We start from the raw sequence: 16,360 nt of genomic DNA, 5'->3' as shown, positions 1-16,360 counted from the left end.
TGGGTCGGCTAGGTTGGTGCATACCGCAGCGACAAGGAGAAATGGGCTGAGATGAACGTCGATCAGATGCCTGAGTGGAATGCGCTGGCCAAGCACCGGGACGAGCTGGGGGAGGTGCAGCTGCGCAAGCTCTTCGCCGACGACCCACGCCGGGCCGAGAGGTACACGCTCTCCGTCGGGGACCTGCATCTCGACTACTCCAAGCACCTCGTGACCGACGAGACCCTGCGCCTGCTGCGCGAGCTCGCGACGGCCCGGGGCGTGGCGGAGCTGCGCGACGCCATGTTCCGCGGCGAGAAGATCAACACCACCGAGGGCCGCGCCGTGCTGCACACCGCGCTGCGCGCCCCCGAGTCGGCCGTCGTCGAGGTCGACGGGGAGAACGTCGTCCCCGCCGTGCACGCCGTGCTGCGGAAGATGCAGGTCTTCGCCGACCGCGTCCGTTCGGGTGATTGGAAGGGCCACACCGGCAAGCGCATCCGCAACATCGTCAACATCGGTATCGGGGGCTCCGACCTCGGACCGGCGATGGCGTACGAGGCGCTGCGCGCCTTCACCCACCGCGAACTGACGTTCCGTTTCGTCTCCAACGTCGACGGCGCGGACCTGCACGAGGCCGTGCGCGACCTGGACCCGGCCGAGACGCTGTTCATCGTCGCCTCGAAGACCTTCACGACGATCGAGACCATCACCAACGCCACCTCGGCGCGGAACTGGCTGCTGGCCGGCCTGGGGGCCGGCGAGGAGGCCGTCGCGCGGCACTTCGTCGCCCTGTCGACGAACGAGGAGAAGGTCGCCGAGTTCGGCATCGACACGGCCAACATGTTCGAGTTCTGGGACTGGGTCGGCGGCCGCTACTCCTACGACTCCGCCATCGGCCTCTCCCTGATGGTCGCCATCGGCCCGGACCGCTTCCGCGAGATGCTGGCCGGCTTCCACCTGGTCGACGAGCACTTCCGCACGGCCCCGCCGGAGCAGAACGCACCGCTGCTGCTGGGCCTGCTGGGCATCTGGTACGGCAACTTCCACGACGCGCAGTCGCACGCGGTGCTGCCCTACAGCCACTACCTGTCGAAGTTCGCGGCGTACCTGCAGCAGCTGGACATGGAGTCCAACGGCAAGTCGGTCGACCGCGAAGGCAACCGCGTCGAGTGGCAGACGGGCCCGGTGGTCTGGGGCACGCCCGGCACGAACGGGCAGCACGCGTACTACCAGTTGATCCACCAGGGCACGAAGCTGATCCCCGCGGACCTGCTCGGCTTCGCCAGGCCGGTGGACGACCTGCAGCCGGGGCTGGTGGCCCAGCACGACCTGCTGATGGCCAACCTGTTCGCCCAGGGCCAGGCGCTGGCCTTCGGCAAGACCCCGGAGGAGGTCGCGGCGGAGGGCGTCCCGCAGGAGCTGATCCCGCACAAGACGTTCCGCGGCAACCACCCGACGACGACGATCCTGGCGGACGAGCTCTCGCCGTCCGTGCTGGGCCAGCTGATCGCGCTGTACGAGCACAAGGTGTTCGTGCAGGGGGCGGTGTGGAACATCGACTCGTTCGACCAGTGGGGCGTCGAACTGGGCAAGGTCCTCGCCAAGCGGGTCGAGCCGGCGCTCACCGAGGGCACCGACGTGCCGGGTCTGGACGCGTCCACCGCGGCGCTGGTGCGCAAGTACCGGGAGCTGCGGGGGCGGTAGGCCGTGACGGCAATGGCCCGGCTCCCCTCGGGGAACCGGGCCATTGCCTTGCCGTCGCGGATCAGGCGGATGCCGGCGGGTACAGCTCCCGCGGCAGTTGCGCGGCAGCGCTCTGGTCCAGGAGCCACAGCGTGCGGCGGCGGCCGTACGCGCCGGCCGCCGGTGCCTGGATCTCCCCGGCACCGCCCAGCGCGAGGGCAACGGCCCCCGCCTTGTCCTCGCCCGCGGCGAGGAGCCAGACCTCCTGGGCCGCCCGGATCGCCGGCAGGGTCAGCGAGACCCTGGTCGGCGGCGGCTTCGGCGCGCCGTGCACGCCGACGACCGTGCGCTCGGTCTCCCGCACGCCCGGCAGCTCGGGGAAGAGCGAGGCCACGTGCGTGTCGGGGCCGACGCCCAGCAGCAGGACGTCGAAGGACGGCACGGGGCCATGGTCCTCCGGGCGGGCCGCGGCGGCCAGTTCGGCCGCGTACGCCTCGGCCGCCGCATCCGCGTCGTTGCCGAACGCCCCGCCCGAGGGCGGCATCGCGTGGACCCGCGCCGGGTCCAGGTCCACCGCGTCCAGCAGGGCCTCGCGGGCCTGCGTCTCGTTGCGGTCGGGGTGGCCCTCCGGCAGGAACCGCTCGTCGCCCCACCACAGGTCGAGCCGCGACCAGTCGACGGCGTCCCGTGCGGGAGCCGTGGCCAGGGCCGCGAGCAGGCCGTTGCCGTTGCGCCCGCCGGTGAGCACCACCGAGGCCGAGCCGCGGGCGGCCTGCGCGTCCACGATGCGGGTGATCAGCCGGGCGGCCGCGGCCTGGGCCATCAGCTCCTTGTCCCGGTGGACGACGACCTGAGGAGTGCTCACTTGGCCGCTGCCTTCTTGGCGGGGGCGGCGGCCTTCTTCGCCGGAGCCGGCTTCTCCCCGGTCTTCTCCCCGGCGGCGGGAGCGGCCGCAGCCGGCGTGCCGAGCTTGGTCACCCCGTACTTCAGCGCGGACGCGTACGTGTCGTCCGGGTCGAGCCGGCGCAGCTCCTCGGCCATCAGCTCCGAGGTGTCGCGGCGCTTGAGCGCGACCGCACGGTCCGGCTGGCCCTGCATGGTGAGCGTGGCCAGCGAGCCGTCGACGCGGTCGAGCGTGATGGGCCCGTTCTCGGTCTCCAGGCGGACGGCCGTGAGGCCGGGGCCGTTCGAGACCGAGCGCGTCACCGGCACGCCGAGGCGGTCGGCGAGCCACATGGCGAGCAGCTCCGCGCTCGGGTTGTAGGCCTCGCCCGCGACCTCGGCCGCGGTGATGCCGACGCCCGGCTGCTGGTCCAGCGCCGCCGCCAGCATCGAGCGCCAGGGGGTGATGCGGGTCCAGGCCATGTCGGTGTCGCCGGGGGCGTAGGTGGCCGCGCGCCGCTCGAGCTCGGCGACCGGGTCCTCGCAGGCGTAGGCGTCGGTGACGCGGCGCTGCGCGAGGGCGCCCAGCGGGTCCTTGGCCGGGTCGGCCGGGGCGCCCACCGGCCACCAGGCGACCACGGGGGCGTCCGGCAGCAGCAGCGGCAGCACGACCGACTGGGCGTGGTCTATGACCTCGCCGTGCAGCCGCAGGACCACCGTCTCGCCGGTGCCCGCGTCGCCGCCGACGCGGACCTCGGCGTCCAGGCGGGCCTTGGCGCGGTCGCGGGGCGAGCGGCTGACCCGCTTGATGACGACGAGCTTGCGCGAGGGGTGCTCGCGGGAGGCGTCGTCCGCCGCCTTGAGCGCGTCGTAGGCGTGCTCCTCGTCGGTGACGATGACGAGGGTGAGGACCATGCCGACGGCGGGGGCGCCGAGGGCCCGGCGCCCCTGGACCAGGGCGTTGTTGATCTTGCTCGCCGTGGTGTCCGTGAGATCGATCTTCATGGCCGGCGCCAGCTCCGTCCGTCTCGTGCCAGCATCGCGTCAGCCTCGGCCGGACCCCAGGTGCCGGCCGGGTACTGCGCGGGCTTGCCGTGCTTGTCCCAGTACTCCTCGATCGGGTCGAGGATCTCCCAGGAGAGCTCGACCTCCTTGAGGCGGGGGAAGAGGTTCGACTCGCCGAGCAGCACGTCGAGGATGAGCCGCTCGTACGCCTCGGGGCTCGACTCGGTGAAGGACTCGCCGTAGGCGAAGTCCATCGACACGTCCCGGACCTCCATCTGGGTGCCAGGCACCTTGGAGCCGAACCGCACGGTGACGCCCTCGTCCGGCTGTACCCGGATGACCAGGGCGTTCTGCCCCAGCTCCTCGGTGGCCGTGTGGTCGAAGGGCGAGTGCGGGGCGCGCTGGAAGACGACCGCGATCTCGGTGACGCGGCGGCCGAGCCGCTTGCCGGTCCGCAGGTAGAAGGGGACGCCCGCCCAGCGGCGGTTGTCGATCTCCAGCTTGACCGCGGCGTAGGTGTCGGTCTTCGACTTGGGGTCGATGCCGTCTTCCTCGAGGTAGCCGACGACCTGCTCGCCGCCCTGCCAGCCGTGTGCGTACTGGGCGCGCACGGTCTCCTTGCCGAGGTCCTTGGGCAGCCGGACGGCGCCCAGCACCTTGGTCTTCTCGGCCGCCACCGCGTCCGCGTCGAAGGAGGCGGGCTCCTCCATGGCGGTCAGCGCGAGCAGCTGCAGCAGGTGGTTCTGGATGACGTCGCGCGCGGCGCCGATGCCGTCGTAGTAGCCGGCCCGGCCGCCGATGCCGATGTCCTCGGCCATCGTGATCTGCACGTGATCGACGTACGACCGGTTCCAGAGCGGCTCGAACATCTGGTTGGCGAAGCGCAGCGCCAGGATGTTCTGGACCGTCTCCTTGCCCAGGTAGTGGTCGATCCGGAAGACCTCTTCGGCCGGGAAGACCTCGTGGACGATCCCGTTGAGCTCCTGCGCGCTCTTCAGGTTGTGGCCGAAGGGCTTCTCGATGACGGCACGCCGCCAGGAGCCGTCCTTCTGGTCGGCCAGGCCGTGCTTCTTCAGCTGCTGGACGACGGTGGGGAAGAACTTCGGCGGAACCGACAGGTAGAAGGCGAAGTTGCCGCCCGTGCCCTGGGCCTTGTCGAGCTCCTCGATGGTGTCGCGGAGGGTCTCGAAGGCCTCGTCGTCGCCGAAGTCGCCCTGGACGAACCGGCAGCCCTGCACCAGCTGCTGCCAGACCTCCTCGCGGAACGGCGTGCGCGCGTGCTCCTTGACCGCGTCGTGCACTATCTGCGCGAAGTCCTCGTTCTCCCAGTCGCGGCGGGCGAAGCCGATGAGCGAGAAGCCCGGCGGCAGCAGACCCCGGTTGGCGAGGTCGTAGACCGCCGGCATCAGCTTCTTTCGGGACAAATCGCCCGTGACGCCGAAGATGACCAGGCCCGACGGCCCCGCGATGCGCGGGAGCCGTCGGTCCGAAGCGTCACGCAGCGGATTGCTGCTGGTGCTCAACTCACGCCTCCGGTGCGAGGCGCTTGAGCTCCGCCTCCGTGGACTTGAGCAGGTCGTTCCACGACTGCTCGAACTTGTCGACGCCCTCGTCCTCGAGCAGCTGGACGACCTCGTCGTAGGAGATCCCCAGCTTGGCGAGCGCGTCGAGCTCGGCCTTGGCCTGCTCGTAGGTGCCGCGCACCGTGTCGCCGGTGATCCGGCCGTGGTCCGCGGTGGCCTCCAGGGTGGCCTCCGGCATGGTGTTCACCGTGTTCGGGGCGACCAGGTCGTCCACGTACAGGGTGTCCTTGTAGGCCGGGTCCTTGACGCCGGTCGACGCCCACAGCGGACGCTGCTTGTTGGCGCCGGCCTTCTCCAGGGCCAGCCAGCGGTCCGAGGAGAAGACCTCCTCGTACGCCTGGTACGCCAGGCGGGCGTTGGCGAGGGCGGCCTTGCCGCGCAGCGCCTTGGCCTCGTCGGTGCCCAGGGCGTCCAGCCGCTTGTCGATCTCGGTGTCCACGCGGGACACGAAGAAGGACGCGACCGAGTGGATCAGGGACAGGTCCAGGCCCGCGGCCTTGGCCTTCTCCAGACCGGTCAGGTAGGCGTCCATCACGGCGCGGTAGCGCTCGAGGGAGAAGATCAGCGTGACGTTGACGCTGATGCCCTTGCCGATCACCTCGGCGATGGCCGGCAGGCCCGCCTCGGTCGCCGGGATCTTGATCAGCGTGTTGGGGCGGTCCACCAGCCACGCCAGCTGCTTGGCCTCGGCGACCGTCGCCACGGTCTCGTGGGCCAGCCGCGGGTCGACCTCGATGGAGACCCGGCCGTCCTGGCCGTCGGTGGCGTCGAAGACCGGGCGCAGGATGTCGGCCGCGTCACGGACGTCCGCCGTGGTGATCATGCGGATGGCCTCGTCGACGGTGACCTTGCGGGCCGCGAGGTCGGCGAGCTGCTGCTGGTAGCCCTCGCCGCCGGAGATCGCCTTCTGGAAGATCGACGGGTTCGTCGTGACGCCCACGACGTGGCTCTGGTCGATCAGCTCGGCCAGGTTGCCGGACGTGATGCGCTTGCGGGACAGGTCGTCCAGCCAGATCGCGACGCCTTCGTCGGAGAGGCGCTTGAGTGCGTCTGTCATGGGTCTTGCATCTCCTACAGATAGATGAGGGGGCGTCAGCGGCGGGCGGCGTCGGCGATCGACTCGCGGGCGGCCTCGACCACGGCGTCGGTGGTCAGACCGAACTCGCGGTAGAGCACCTTGTAGTCGGCGGAGGCGCCGAAGTGCTCCAGCGAGACGATGCGGCCGGCCTCGCCGACGTAACGGTGCCAGGTCAGGCCGATGCCGGCCTCGACCGCGACACGGGCCTTGACGTCGGGCAGCAGCACGCCGTCGCGGTAGGCCTGGTCCTGCTCCTCGAACCACTCGACGGAGGGCATGGAGACCACGCGGGTCGGGATGCCCTCGGCCTGCAGCGCCTCGCGGGCCTCGACGGCCAGCTGGACCTCGGAGCCGGTGCCGATCAGGATCACCTGCGGACGGCCGCCCTCGGCCTCGAACAGGACGTAACCGCCCTTGGCCGTGCCCTCGTTGGCCTCGTACGTCGGGACGTTCTGGCGGGTGAGGGCCAGGCCGTGCGGCGCGGGCTTGGTGGTGTGGCGCTTGGCGATCTCGCGCCAGGCGATGGCGGTCTCGTTGGCGTCGGCCGGGCGGACCATGTTCAGGCCCGGGATGGCGCGCAGCGCGGCCATGTGCTCGACCGGCTGGTGCGTCGGGCCGTCCTCGCCGAGGCCGATGGAGTCGTGCGTCCACACGTAGGTGACCGGCAGCTTCATCAGCGCGGCCAGGCGCACGGCCGGGCGCATGTAGTCGGAGAACACCAGGAAGGTGCCGCCGTAGACACGGGTGTTGCCGTGCAGCGCGATGCCGTTCATGGTCGAGCCCATGGCGTGCTCGCGGATGCCGAAGTGGATGGTGCGGCCGTAGGGGTTCGCCTCCGGCAGCGGGTTGCCCTTCGGCAGGAAGGACGACGACGCGTCGATCGTGGTGTTGTTCGAGCCGGCCAGGTCGGCGGAGCCGCCCCACAGCTCGGGGATCACGCCGCCCAGCGCCTTGAGGACCTCACCGGAGGCCTTGCGGGTCGCGACGTCCTTGCCCGCGGGGAAGACCGGGACGGCCTTCTCCCAGCCGTCGGGCAGCTCGCCCGCGACGATGCGGTCGAAGTCGGCGGCGCGCTCCGCGTTGGCCTCGCGCCACTGCAGGAGGCGCTTGTCCCAGTTCGCGTGGGCCGCGCGGCCGCGGTCGACGACCTCGCGGACGTGCGCGAAGACCTCGTCCTCGACCTGGAAGTGCTGCTCGGGGTCGAAGCCCATGACCTTCTTGGTCGCGGCGACCTCCTCCGCACCCAGCGCCGAGCCGTGCGAGGCCTCGGTGTTCTGGGCGTTCGGGGCGGGCCAGGCGATGATTGTGCGGGCCGCGATGATCGACGGACGCCCGGTCTCCTCCTGCGCGGCCTTCAGCGCCGCGTGCAGGGCGTGGATGTCGAAGTCGCCGTTGGCAGCCTGCTCGATGCGCTGGACGTGCCAGCCGTAGGCCTCGTAACGCTTGAGGACGTCCTCGGAGAACGCCGTCTCGGTGTCGCCCTCGATCGAGATGTGGTTGTCGTCGTACAGCGCGACGATGTTGCCCAGCTTCTGGTGCCCGGCCAGCGAGGACGCCTCGGCGGAGATGCCCTCCTCCAGGTCGCCGTCGGAGACGATCGCCCAGATGGTGTGGTCGAACGGGGACTCGCCCTGCGGGGCCTCCGGGTCGAACAGGCCGCGCTCGTAGCGGGCGGCCATGGCCATGCCCACCGCGTTGGCGATGCCCTGGCCCAGCGGGCCCGTGGTGGTCTCCACGCCGCGGGTGTGACCGTGCTCGGGGTGGCCGGGGGTCTTGCTGTCCCAGGTGCGGAACGCCTTGAGGTCCGCCAGCTCCAGGCCGTAGCCCGCCATGAACAGCTGGATGTACAGCGTCAGGCTGGTGTGGCCGGGCGAGAGCACGAACCGGTCACGGCCGACCCAGCCGGCGTCGTTCGGGTCGTGCCGCATCATCTTCTGGAACAGCAGGTAGGCGGCCGGAGCGAGGCTCATGGCCGTGCCCGGATGGCCGTTGCCGACCTTCTGCACGGAGTCCATGGCCAGGACGCGGGCGGTATCGACGGCCCGCTGGTCCAGTTCGGTCCATTCGAGGTCTGTGGTGGTCGGCTTGTTGCTCACCCTCGGTCAGGGCTCCTCTCCACATGTTCTGTTTGCCGGGGGCGGTATTCCGCCACGACGCGGCGCTGTCGAGCCTACCCCCGTCGGGACGCGCATCTTTTCGACGTGCAGTCGGCTGCCCGGCACTCGCTCCCGGCAACCGGATGACGCGGGCGGACATTCCCGTCACGGCGAGACCGTCCACTGTTTCCAGCCTGCCGGGTGCATGAGCGGCCCGCCTCTCGAACGAGACCGTTCTGTCATGTTCCGCCGCCGCGCCAACACGACCCCACCCCGGAGGAGGCCGCGGTATCGCCTGCGTCTAAAGTGGCGTGGTACGCGCAAGTCTTTACCGGGGTTTCCTGCCCGGATGTGCTTGCTGGCCTTATCTCTGTCAGGGGTGTGCGTGACGGCCGTCGAATCCCGTCCTGCGGATGGGGGCACCTCCCACGCCCTTAAGGCAGTGGGGGAGCTCAGTGAGAGCCCGGTGCGCAGGCCCTTCGGGGCTCGCGTCAAGGGCTTCGTGGCACTGACGAAGCCGCGCGTCATCGAGCTGCTGCTGATGACGACGGTGCCGGTGATGTTCCTCGCCGCACAGGGCGTTCCGGACCTCGGTCTGGTCCTGGCCACGTGCATCGGCGGTTACCTCTCGGCCGGCGGCGCGGGCGCGTTCAACATGTACTACGACCGGGACATCGACGCCATGATGGACCGGACGTCCCAGCGTCCGCTCGTCACCGGCCTGATCTCGCCCCGCGAGTGCCTGGTCTTCGCCACGGTGCTCACCGTCGGGTCGACCGTGTGGTTCTGGTACCTGGTCAACCCGCTGTCGGCGATGCTCTCGCTCGGAGCGTCCCTCTTCTACACCGTCGTCTACACGATGATCCTCAAGCGCCGTACCGCGCAGAACATCGTGTGGGGCGGCATCGCGGGCTGCCTGCCGGTCATCATCGGCTGGTCCGCGGTGCGGAACGAGGTCTCCTGGGCCTCCCTGATCCTCTTCCTGGTCATCTTCTTCTGGACGCCGCCGCACTACTGGCCGCTGTCGATGAAGGTGAAGGACGACTACGAGCGGGCGAACGTGCCGATGCTGCCCGTGGTCGCCGGCAACAAGGCCGTCGCCCGGCAGATCGTCCTGTACAGCTGGGTGATGGTGGGCGTGTCCCTGCTGCTCCAGCCGCTGGGCTACACGGGCTGGTTCTACACGGCCGTGGCGGTGCTGTGCGGCGGGTTCTGGCTGAAGGAGGCGCACGCGCTGCAGGCTCGCGCCAAGGCCGGGATCACCGGGGCGAAGCTGAAGGAGATGCGGCTGTTCCACTGGTCGATCACCTATGTGTCGCTGCTGTTCACTGCCGTGGCGATCGATCCGTTCTTGCGCTGACGATTCGGCTGCGGGCCGGTTGTGGCTGGTCGCGCCCACGCGGCGGAGCCGCATATGCAGCGGCCCCGCGCCCCTTACGGGGCGCATCTACTCGCCGGTAGCATCCTGTTCATGGCAGACACCAAGCAGGCACAGCGCCAAGCGTCCCGGCTCGCGAAGCAGATCACGGCGTTCGCCAAGGCCCACGGCGGGAGTGCCGAGGGGCAGCTGGCGCACATAGGGCGGGGGACCACCCGGATCGCGCTCGTCGGGGCCGACGGCGCCTGGGGCACCCTCGTCGCCCGCTCCTACAGCACCGCGCAGCAGGCCGCCGAGACCGCCGGGCTGACGCTGCAGGACACCTTCGACGGCGAGCTCGCCGCCAAGGTCCGCACCGGCCCGTACGAGTGGTCCCGGATGGCCGGCATCCAGCTCGGCGGTCCCGCCAATAACTGACGCCGCCCCTCACCCGTTAGAACCGACGGGAGGGGAGGGCGCGGATGGACGGCATACCGCTGCTCGTGGACCAGTACAGCCGTGGCGCCGTCCACGGCGAACTGGGGATCGGGGTGTTCGAGCGGCACCTGGCGGAGGCCGCCGGGTCCACGGGCCCGGCCCCGCCCGGCACCAGCTTCTTCGACAGCCGCGCCGGCCTCGCCGTGCGCCGCTGGTGCCCGCCGCTGCTGGGCCTGGAGCCCAACTGCCCGCCCGTCCACTATCTGGCCCGGCGCCGGGAACTGGGCGCGTACCGGGCCGGGCAGCTGCTGCTGCGCGGTGCCGGGATCGGTACGTTCCTGCTGGAGTCCGGCCGTCCGGGTGAACTCACCTCGCCCGCCGAACTCGCCTGCGCGGCCGAGGGCCGCGCCCACGAGGTCGTCCGGCTCGAACAGCTGGCCGCGCGGATCGCGGACTCCTGCGAGGGCGCCGACGCCTTCCTCGCACGCACGGCCGAGGCGCTCTGCACGGCCGCCCGCACCGCCACCGCGTTCGCCTCCGGCGCCGCCGGCTGCGACGGGAGCCCGCCCGGCGCCGCAGAGGTGCGCGAGGCGGCGGGGAACTGGCTGCGGACGCGGCGCAGGGGCGCGCCGCCGACCGGCCCGGTCCTGGCCCGGCATCTGCTGTGGAGTGCGGTGGCCACCGGCCTGCCCGTCCAGCTGCACTGCGCCGATCCGCAGCGGCTGACCGGCTTCCTGCGGGCGACCGCGGGGACGGGCACGGATCTGGTGCTGCTGCCCGACCCCTGGCGGCACCGCCAGGCGGCCCGACTGGCCGCCGTCTTCCCGCACGTCTACGCGGACGTGGGCGCGCGCCCCGAGGAGACCCTGCGCGAAGCGCCGTTCGGCAAGCTGCTGTTCTCGACCGGGGCCCGCGCGCTGGCGGAGCTGTACGTGGTGGCCGCGCGGCTGTTCGTGCGGGCCATGGAGAAGCTGATGGGCGACTGGGTCGCGGACGGCTGGTGCCGGCCGGCCGAGGCGGGGCGGATCGTCTCGCTCGTCGCGGCCGGCACCGCGCGCCGGATCTACCGGCTGGACGCGGCCGCGGGCTGACCGGCGTCCGTGTCCGCCACGGGCCCGGACGGCGCCGGCACCGCGGCCGTCTCGCCGCGCTCGCGCAGCGACAGGGCGACGCGCAGCACGGCGATCCAGACCAGGCAGGAGCCGAACATGTGGACGCCGACGACGACTTCGGGCGAGTCGTTGAAGTACTGCACGTAGCCCACGAGGCCCTGCAGCATCAGCACCGCGAACAGCTCCACCACGCGGCGGCGCGGGCCCTCGGGAGCCTGCACGGCGCGCAGGGTGAACCACAGGGCGACCGTCAGGCCGATCACGATGTAGACGAAGTCCACGTGCAGCTGGGTGATTTCGTGCCAGTCCAGCGGGATGCGGCGCACGCCGGCGGAGGCGTCGCCCGCGTGCTTGCCCGCACCGGTGACGACGGTGCCGACGACGATCAGCAGCAGGCTGGCGGCGGTCAGCACCCGGCTGAGCTCCCGCACCGGACGGCTCACCAGGTCGCGCGGCTCGTCGTCGCCCTCGCAGGAGCGCTGCCAGGTCACCACGGCCACCGTCAGCAGGGCGGTCGACAGCAGGAAGTGCGCGCTGACGATGTACGGGTTCAGACCCGTCAGCACGGTGATGCCGCCGACCACGGCGTTGCCCATGACGACCCAGAACTGCGCCCAGCCGAGCCGGGTGAGGGAGCGGCGCCACGGGGCACGCGCGCGTGCCGCGACGATCACCAGGCCGACGACCGCGCACAGCACGTACGTCAGCATGCGGTTGCCGAACTCGATCATGCCGTTGACGCCCATCGCCGGGGTCGGCGTGAGGCTCTGGTCCGTGCACGTCGGCCAGGTCGGGCAGCCGAGCCCGGACTGGGTGAGCCGGACCGCGCCGCCCGTCACGACGATGATCACGGCCATGACGACGGAGGCCAGAGCGGCCCGCCGGACGAAGCGCGCGGAGGGCTGCCAGCGGTCGGCGATGATCTGGAGGGGATTCGGCATGTTCGGCACGGGCTCATCGTAGAGGCCCGCTTGTGCACGGATTCACGAGGCCCCCGGTTGTGCCGTCACTCCCAGCGGAAGAACCGTCCCGCCGCGCCCAGGCCCAGGACCGCCCAGCCCGTGAGGATCCCGAGGTCGGCCCACGGCATGCCGGCGCCGTCGCGCAGGACGTCCCGCAGCCCGCCCGACAGGGCCGAGACGGGCAGGAACTGGAGTACGGACTGGGCGGCGCCGAACTTCTCCAGCGGCACGATCACGCCGCCGCCGACGAGCAGCAGCAGGAAGACCAGGTTCGCCGCGGCCAGCGTCGCCTCGGCCTTGAGCGTGCCGGCCATCAGCAGCCCGAGCCCGGAGAACGCGGCCGTGCCGAGGACGAGCAGCAGCAGGACGGCCAGCGGGTTGCCGTGCGGCGACCAGCCGAGCGCGAAGGCGATCGCGGTCAGCAGGACGATCTGCAGGACCTCGGTGACCAGCACCGAGCAGGTCTTCGCCGTCATCAGCGCCCAGCGCGGCAGCGGCGACGCGCCGAGCCGCTTGAGCACGCCGTACCGCCGCTCGAAGCCGGTCGCGATGGCCTGGCCGGTGAAGGCTGTGGACATCACGGCCAGCGCCAGGATGCCGGGGGCGAGGAAGTCGACGGACTTGCCCTTGCCCGTGTCGATGACGTCGACGCTGCTGAAGAGCACCAGCAGGAGGGTGGGGATGACGACGGTGAGCAGCAGCTGCTCGCCGTTGCGCAGCAGCATCCGCGTCTCCAGCGCGGCCTGCGCCCGGATCATCCGGGGGAGCGGGGCGGCGCCGGGCTCGGGGGTGAAGGTTCCGGTGGCGGTCACGCGCGCAGCTCCTTGCCGGTCAGTTCAAGGAAGACGTCTTCCAGCGTGTGCCGTTCCACCGTTATGCGGTCCGGCATGACGCCGTGCTGGGCGCACCACGTGGTCACGGTGGCCAGGAGCTGGGGACCCACCTCGCCGCTGACGCGGTAGCTGCCGGGGGTCAGTTCCACGGCGGCGGACTCGGCGGGCAGGGCCTTGAGGAGGCCGACGAGGTCCAGGCCGGGGCGGCCGTCGAAGCGCAGGGTGTTCTCGGCGCCGCCGCGGCACAGCTCCTCGGGGCTGCCCTGGGCGACGACCCGGCCGCCGTCGATGATCGCGACGTCGCGGGCCAGTGCCTCGGCCTCGTCCATGTGGTGCGTGGTCAGCACGACCGTCACGCCGTCCGCGCACAGGTCGCGCACCAGGTCCCAGGTGGCGTGCCGGGCCTGCGGGTCCAGGCCCGCGGTCGGCTCGTCGAGGAAGACCAGCTCGGGCCGGCCGACGACGGCCATGGCGAGGGAGAGGCGCTGCTGCTGTCCGCCGGACAGCCGCCGGTAGGGGGTGCGGCCGCAGGAGCCGAGGCCCAGGCGGTCGGCCAGGGCGTCCACGTCCAGCGGGTGGGCGTGCAGCGACGCCATGTGCCGCAGCATCTCCTCCGCACGGGCGCTCGCGTAGATCCCGCCGCTCTGCAGCATCACGCCCACGCGCGGGCGCAGGGCGGCCGCGTCGGCGACGGGGTCGAGACCCAGGACGCGGACGGTGCCGGCATCGGGGCGGCGGTAGCCCTCGCAGGTCTCGATGGTGGTGGTCTTCCCGGCCCCGTTGGGACCGAGGACGGCGGTCAGGCCGCCGGTCGCGACGGTCAGGTCGAGCCCGTCCACCGCGGTCTTCGTCCCGTACCGCTTGACGAGGCCGCGGACCTCGACCGCGGGCTCTGAACTGGCGCTGCGCATGGCGGGAAGTCTACGAACCCGGAGCCGCCGCCGGCCCCGCCGGGGTGTGCGGAACCCCCTCCGCAGTGATCCACATCGGTGGCGGTTAGGTGACCCTTAGTGATCGAGACCACCGTCGGGTCCCCCGGACGACGCTTGTCGCCGTCCGGGCAATTACGCAACAATGGTGTTGTGAAATACGCGGGCGAGGCTCCACAGGGCCCCGTGGCCAGGCCGGCAGGCCAGGCCGCCGGGCGCAGTGCGGCCGTACCCGCACGCGAGGAGCACCGCGCCCACGACGAGCAGCGCGGCACGCGCAACCGCGTCGCCCGCTCCATCCTCGACCACGGCCCGTCCACCGCGGCCGAGCTGGCCGTGCGCCTGGAGCTCACCTCCGCGGCGGTCCGCCGCCACCTCGACACCCTCGTCGCCGAGGGCGTCGTCGAAGCCCGGGAGAAGCGGGTCTACGGAGCGCGCGGCCGAGGCCGCCCCGCCAAGGCCTTCGCCCTCACCGACTGCGGCCGCGACGCCTTCGACCAGGCCTACGACAAGCTCGCGCAGGACGCCCTGCGCTGGATCGCCCAGTCCGCGGGCGGCGGGGCGAAGGGCGAGGCCGCCGTGGCCGCCTTCGCCCGCGCGCGGCTGGCCGCGCAGGCCGAGAAATGGCAGGCCGCCCTGCAGGCGGCCGCCCCCGAAGACCGCGCACAGGTACTGGCCGGGGCATTGACCACGGACGGGTACGCTGCTACGGCGCGCAGCGCACCGGTCGGCGAACAGCTCTGCCAGCACCACTGCCCGGTCGCCCACGTCGCCGAGCAGTACCCGCAGCTGTGCGAGGCGGAGACCGAGGTCTTCTCCCGCCTGCTCGGGACTCACGTGCAGCGTCTGGCCACCATCGCCCACGGCGACGGAGTGTGCACGACGTTCATCCCCAAGAGCAGCACCCCCAAGACCACCGAAGCATCCACCAGCACGGCCGGGAGGAACCCCGCATGACTCTCCCCACGGAGACTGCCCACCCCGAACTCGAGGGTCTGGGCACGTACGAATACGGCTGGGCCGACTCCGACGAGGCCGGTGCCGCGGCGAAGCGCGGCCTTTCCGAGGAGGTCGTCCGCGACATCTCGGCGAAGAAGTCCGAGCCCGAGTGGATGCTCAAGCTGCGTCTCAAGGGCCTGAAGCTGTTCGGCAAGAAGCCCATGCCGACCTGGGGCTCCGACCTGACCGGCATCGACTTCGACAACATCAAGTACTTCGTGCGCTCCACCGAGAAGCAGGCCGCCACCTGGGAGGACCTGCCGGAGGACATCAAGAACACCTACGACAAGCTGGGCATCCCCGAGGCGGAGAAGCAGCGCCTGGTCGCCGGTGTCGCCGCGCAGTACGAGTCCGAGGTCGTCTACCACCAGATCCGCGAGGACCTGGAGGAGCAGGGCGTCATCTTCCTGGACACCGACACCGCCCTGAAGGAGCACCCGGAGCTCTTCCAGGAGTACTTCGGCACGGTGATCCCGGCCGGTGACAACAAGTTCGCCTCGCTGAACACCGCCGTGTGGTCCGGCGGCTCCTTCATCTACGTCCCGCCGGGCGTCCACGTCGACATTCCGCTGCAGGCCTACTTCCGTATCAACACGGAGAACATGGGCCAGTTCGAGCGGACCCTGATCATCGTCGACGAGAACGCCTACGTGCACTACGTCGAGGGCTGCACCGCCCCGATCTACTCCTCCGACTCGCTGCACTCCGCGGTCGTGGAGATCATCGTGAAGAAGGGCGGCCGCTGCCGCTACACGACCATCCAGAACTGGTCGAACAACGTCTACAACCTGGTCACCAAGCGGGCCGTGGCCTACGAGGGCGCGACCATGGAGTGGGTCGACGGCAACATCGGCTCCAAGGTGACGATGAAGTACCCCGCGGTCTACCTGATGGGCGAGCACGCCAAGGGCGAGACCCTGTCCATCGCCTTCTCCGGCGAGGGCCAGCACCAGGACGCCGGCGCCAAGATGGTCCACATGGCGCCCAACACCTCCTCCAACATCGTCTCCAAGTCGGTGGCGCGAGGCGGCGGCCGGACCTCCTACCGCGGTCTGATCGAGATCGGCGAGGGCGCCAAGGGCGCCAAGTCCAACGTCCTGTGCGACGCCCTGCTGGTGGACACCATCTCCCGCTCGGACACCTACCCCTACGTCGACGTCCGCGAGGACGACGTCTCCATGGGCCACGAGGCGACCGTCTCCAAGGTCAGCGAGGACCAGCTCTTCTACCTGATGAGCCGCGGTCTGTCCGAGGACGAGGCCATGGCGATGATCGTGCGCGGCTTCGTCGAGCCGATCGCCCGCGAGCTGCCCATGGAGTACGCGCTGGAGCTCAACCGGCTGATCGAGCTGCAGATGGAAGGCTCCGTCGGCTAGCCCCTCCCCCAGCTAACGCTGGGGGTGCCCCCACCTCCCGGACCG

At 71.1% G+C, this 16,360-nt stretch carries 14 protein-coding genes; 6 read left to right on the top strand and 8 right to left on the bottom strand.

Going from position 1 to position 16,360, the window contains the following annotated elements; genetic code table 11:
* Positions 1-51: 51 nt before the first annotated feature.
* Positions 52-1,686, top strand: coding sequence for a glucose-6-phosphate isomerase (gene pgi, locus ACLHRZ_RS42110; protein WP_490423924.1), 1,635 nt, complete (start codon positions 52-54; stop codon positions 1,684-1,686).
* Between the two features lie 61 nt (positions 1,687-1,747).
* Here the strand turns inward: pgi and pgl are convergent, their stop codons facing one another.
* From pgl to tkt, 5 genes are read right to left on the bottom strand one after another with little or no spacing between them, the layout of a single operon-like run.
* A complete protein-coding gene (pgl, locus tag ACLHRZ_RS42105) occupies positions 1,748-2,530 on the bottom strand; it encodes a 6-phosphogluconolactonase (protein ID WP_490423923.1) in 783 nt (260 codons plus the stop codon).
* Positions 2,527-3,552 (bottom strand): glucose-6-phosphate dehydrogenase assembly protein OpcA, encoded by a 1,026-nt coding sequence (gene opcA / locus ACLHRZ_RS42100; RefSeq protein WP_490423922.1) that lies wholly within the window; start codon positions 3,550-3,552, stop codon positions 2,527-2,529. Before opcA ends, pgl begins: the two co-directional genes overlap by 4 nt.
* On the bottom strand, positions 3,549-5,075 hold the full coding sequence (zwf, locus tag ACLHRZ_RS42095; protein WP_490423921.1) for a glucose-6-phosphate dehydrogenase: 1,527 nt from the start codon (positions 5,073-5,075) through the stop codon (positions 3,549-3,551). The genes opcA and zwf overlap by 4 nt, the downstream gene beginning before the upstream one ends.
* 1 nt (position 5,076) lies before the next feature.
* On the bottom strand, positions 5,077-6,192 hold the full coding sequence (tal, locus tag ACLHRZ_RS42090) for a transaldolase (RefSeq protein ID WP_490423920.1): 1,116 nt from the start codon (positions 6,190-6,192) through the stop codon (positions 5,077-5,079).
* Positions 6,193-6,227: 35 nt separating this feature from the next.
* A complete protein-coding gene (tkt, locus tag ACLHRZ_RS42085) occupies positions 6,228-8,309 on the bottom strand; it encodes a transketolase (protein ID WP_490423919.1) in 2,082 nt (693 codons plus the stop codon).
* 379 nt (positions 8,310-8,688) lie between these two features.
* On the opposite strand from tkt, the gene ACLHRZ_RS42080 reads away from it, so the two are divergent.
* From ACLHRZ_RS42080 to ACLHRZ_RS42070, 3 genes are all read left to right on the top strand, one after another.
* The gene (locus ACLHRZ_RS42080; RefSeq protein WP_490423918.1) at positions 8,689-9,669 is read left to right on the top strand and encodes a heme o synthase; all 981 of its coding nucleotides are present in this window, start codon (positions 8,689-8,691) and stop codon (positions 9,667-9,669) included.
* A gap of 111 nt (positions 9,670-9,780) precedes the next feature.
* Positions 9,781-10,104 carry a hypothetical protein gene (locus ACLHRZ_RS42075; RefSeq protein ID WP_490423917.1) on the top strand — a complete coding sequence of 108 codons (324 nt, stop codon included), beginning with the start codon at positions 9,781-9,783 and terminating at the stop codon, positions 10,102-10,104.
* Positions 10,105-10,148: 44 nt separating this feature from the next.
* Positions 10,149-11,195, top strand: coding sequence for an amidohydrolase (locus ACLHRZ_RS42070; protein ID WP_490423916.1), 1,047 nt, complete (start codon positions 10,149-10,151; stop codon positions 11,193-11,195).
* On the opposite strand, the gene ACLHRZ_RS42065 is transcribed toward ACLHRZ_RS42070, so the two are convergent.
* From ACLHRZ_RS42065 to ACLHRZ_RS42055, 3 genes are read right to left on the bottom strand one after another with little or no spacing between them, the layout of a single operon-like run.
* On the bottom strand, positions 11,168-12,166 hold the full coding sequence (locus ACLHRZ_RS42065) for a COX15/CtaA family protein (protein ID WP_490423915.1): 999 nt from the start codon (positions 12,164-12,166) through the stop codon (positions 11,168-11,170). The genes ACLHRZ_RS42070 and ACLHRZ_RS42065 overlap by 28 nt on opposite strands.
* Positions 12,167-12,222: 56 nt before the next feature.
* Entirely contained in the window at positions 12,223-12,936 is a 714-nt protein-coding gene (locus ACLHRZ_RS42060; RefSeq protein ID WP_490423945.1) for an ABC transporter permease, read from the bottom strand.
* A 50-nt stretch (positions 12,937-12,986) separates the two neighbouring features.
* Positions 12,987-13,922, bottom strand: a complete 936-nt coding sequence (locus ACLHRZ_RS42055; RefSeq protein ID WP_490423914.1) for an ABC transporter ATP-binding protein — start codon at positions 13,920-13,922, stop codon at positions 12,987-12,989.
* A gap of 171 nt (positions 13,923-14,093) precedes the next feature.
* Between ACLHRZ_RS42055 and ACLHRZ_RS42050 the strand changes: the two genes are divergently transcribed.
* Entirely contained in the window at positions 14,094-14,897 is an 804-nt protein-coding gene (locus tag ACLHRZ_RS42050) for a helix-turn-helix transcriptional regulator (RefSeq protein WP_490423913.1), read from the top strand.
* Positions 14,894-16,315: a Fe-S cluster assembly protein SufB gene (sufB, locus tag ACLHRZ_RS42045; protein WP_490423912.1), complete on the top strand. Its 1,422-nt coding sequence runs from the start codon at positions 14,894-14,896 to the stop codon at positions 16,313-16,315. The genes ACLHRZ_RS42050 and sufB overlap by 4 nt, the downstream gene beginning before the upstream one ends.
* Positions 16,316-16,360 lie beyond the last annotated feature (45 nt).

The sequence above is a fragment of the Streptomyces sp. AM25 genome, from assembly GCF_058146165.1.
Note: the sequence above shows the minus strand (reverse complement) of the source record. Positions and strands in the feature narration are given on the sequence as shown.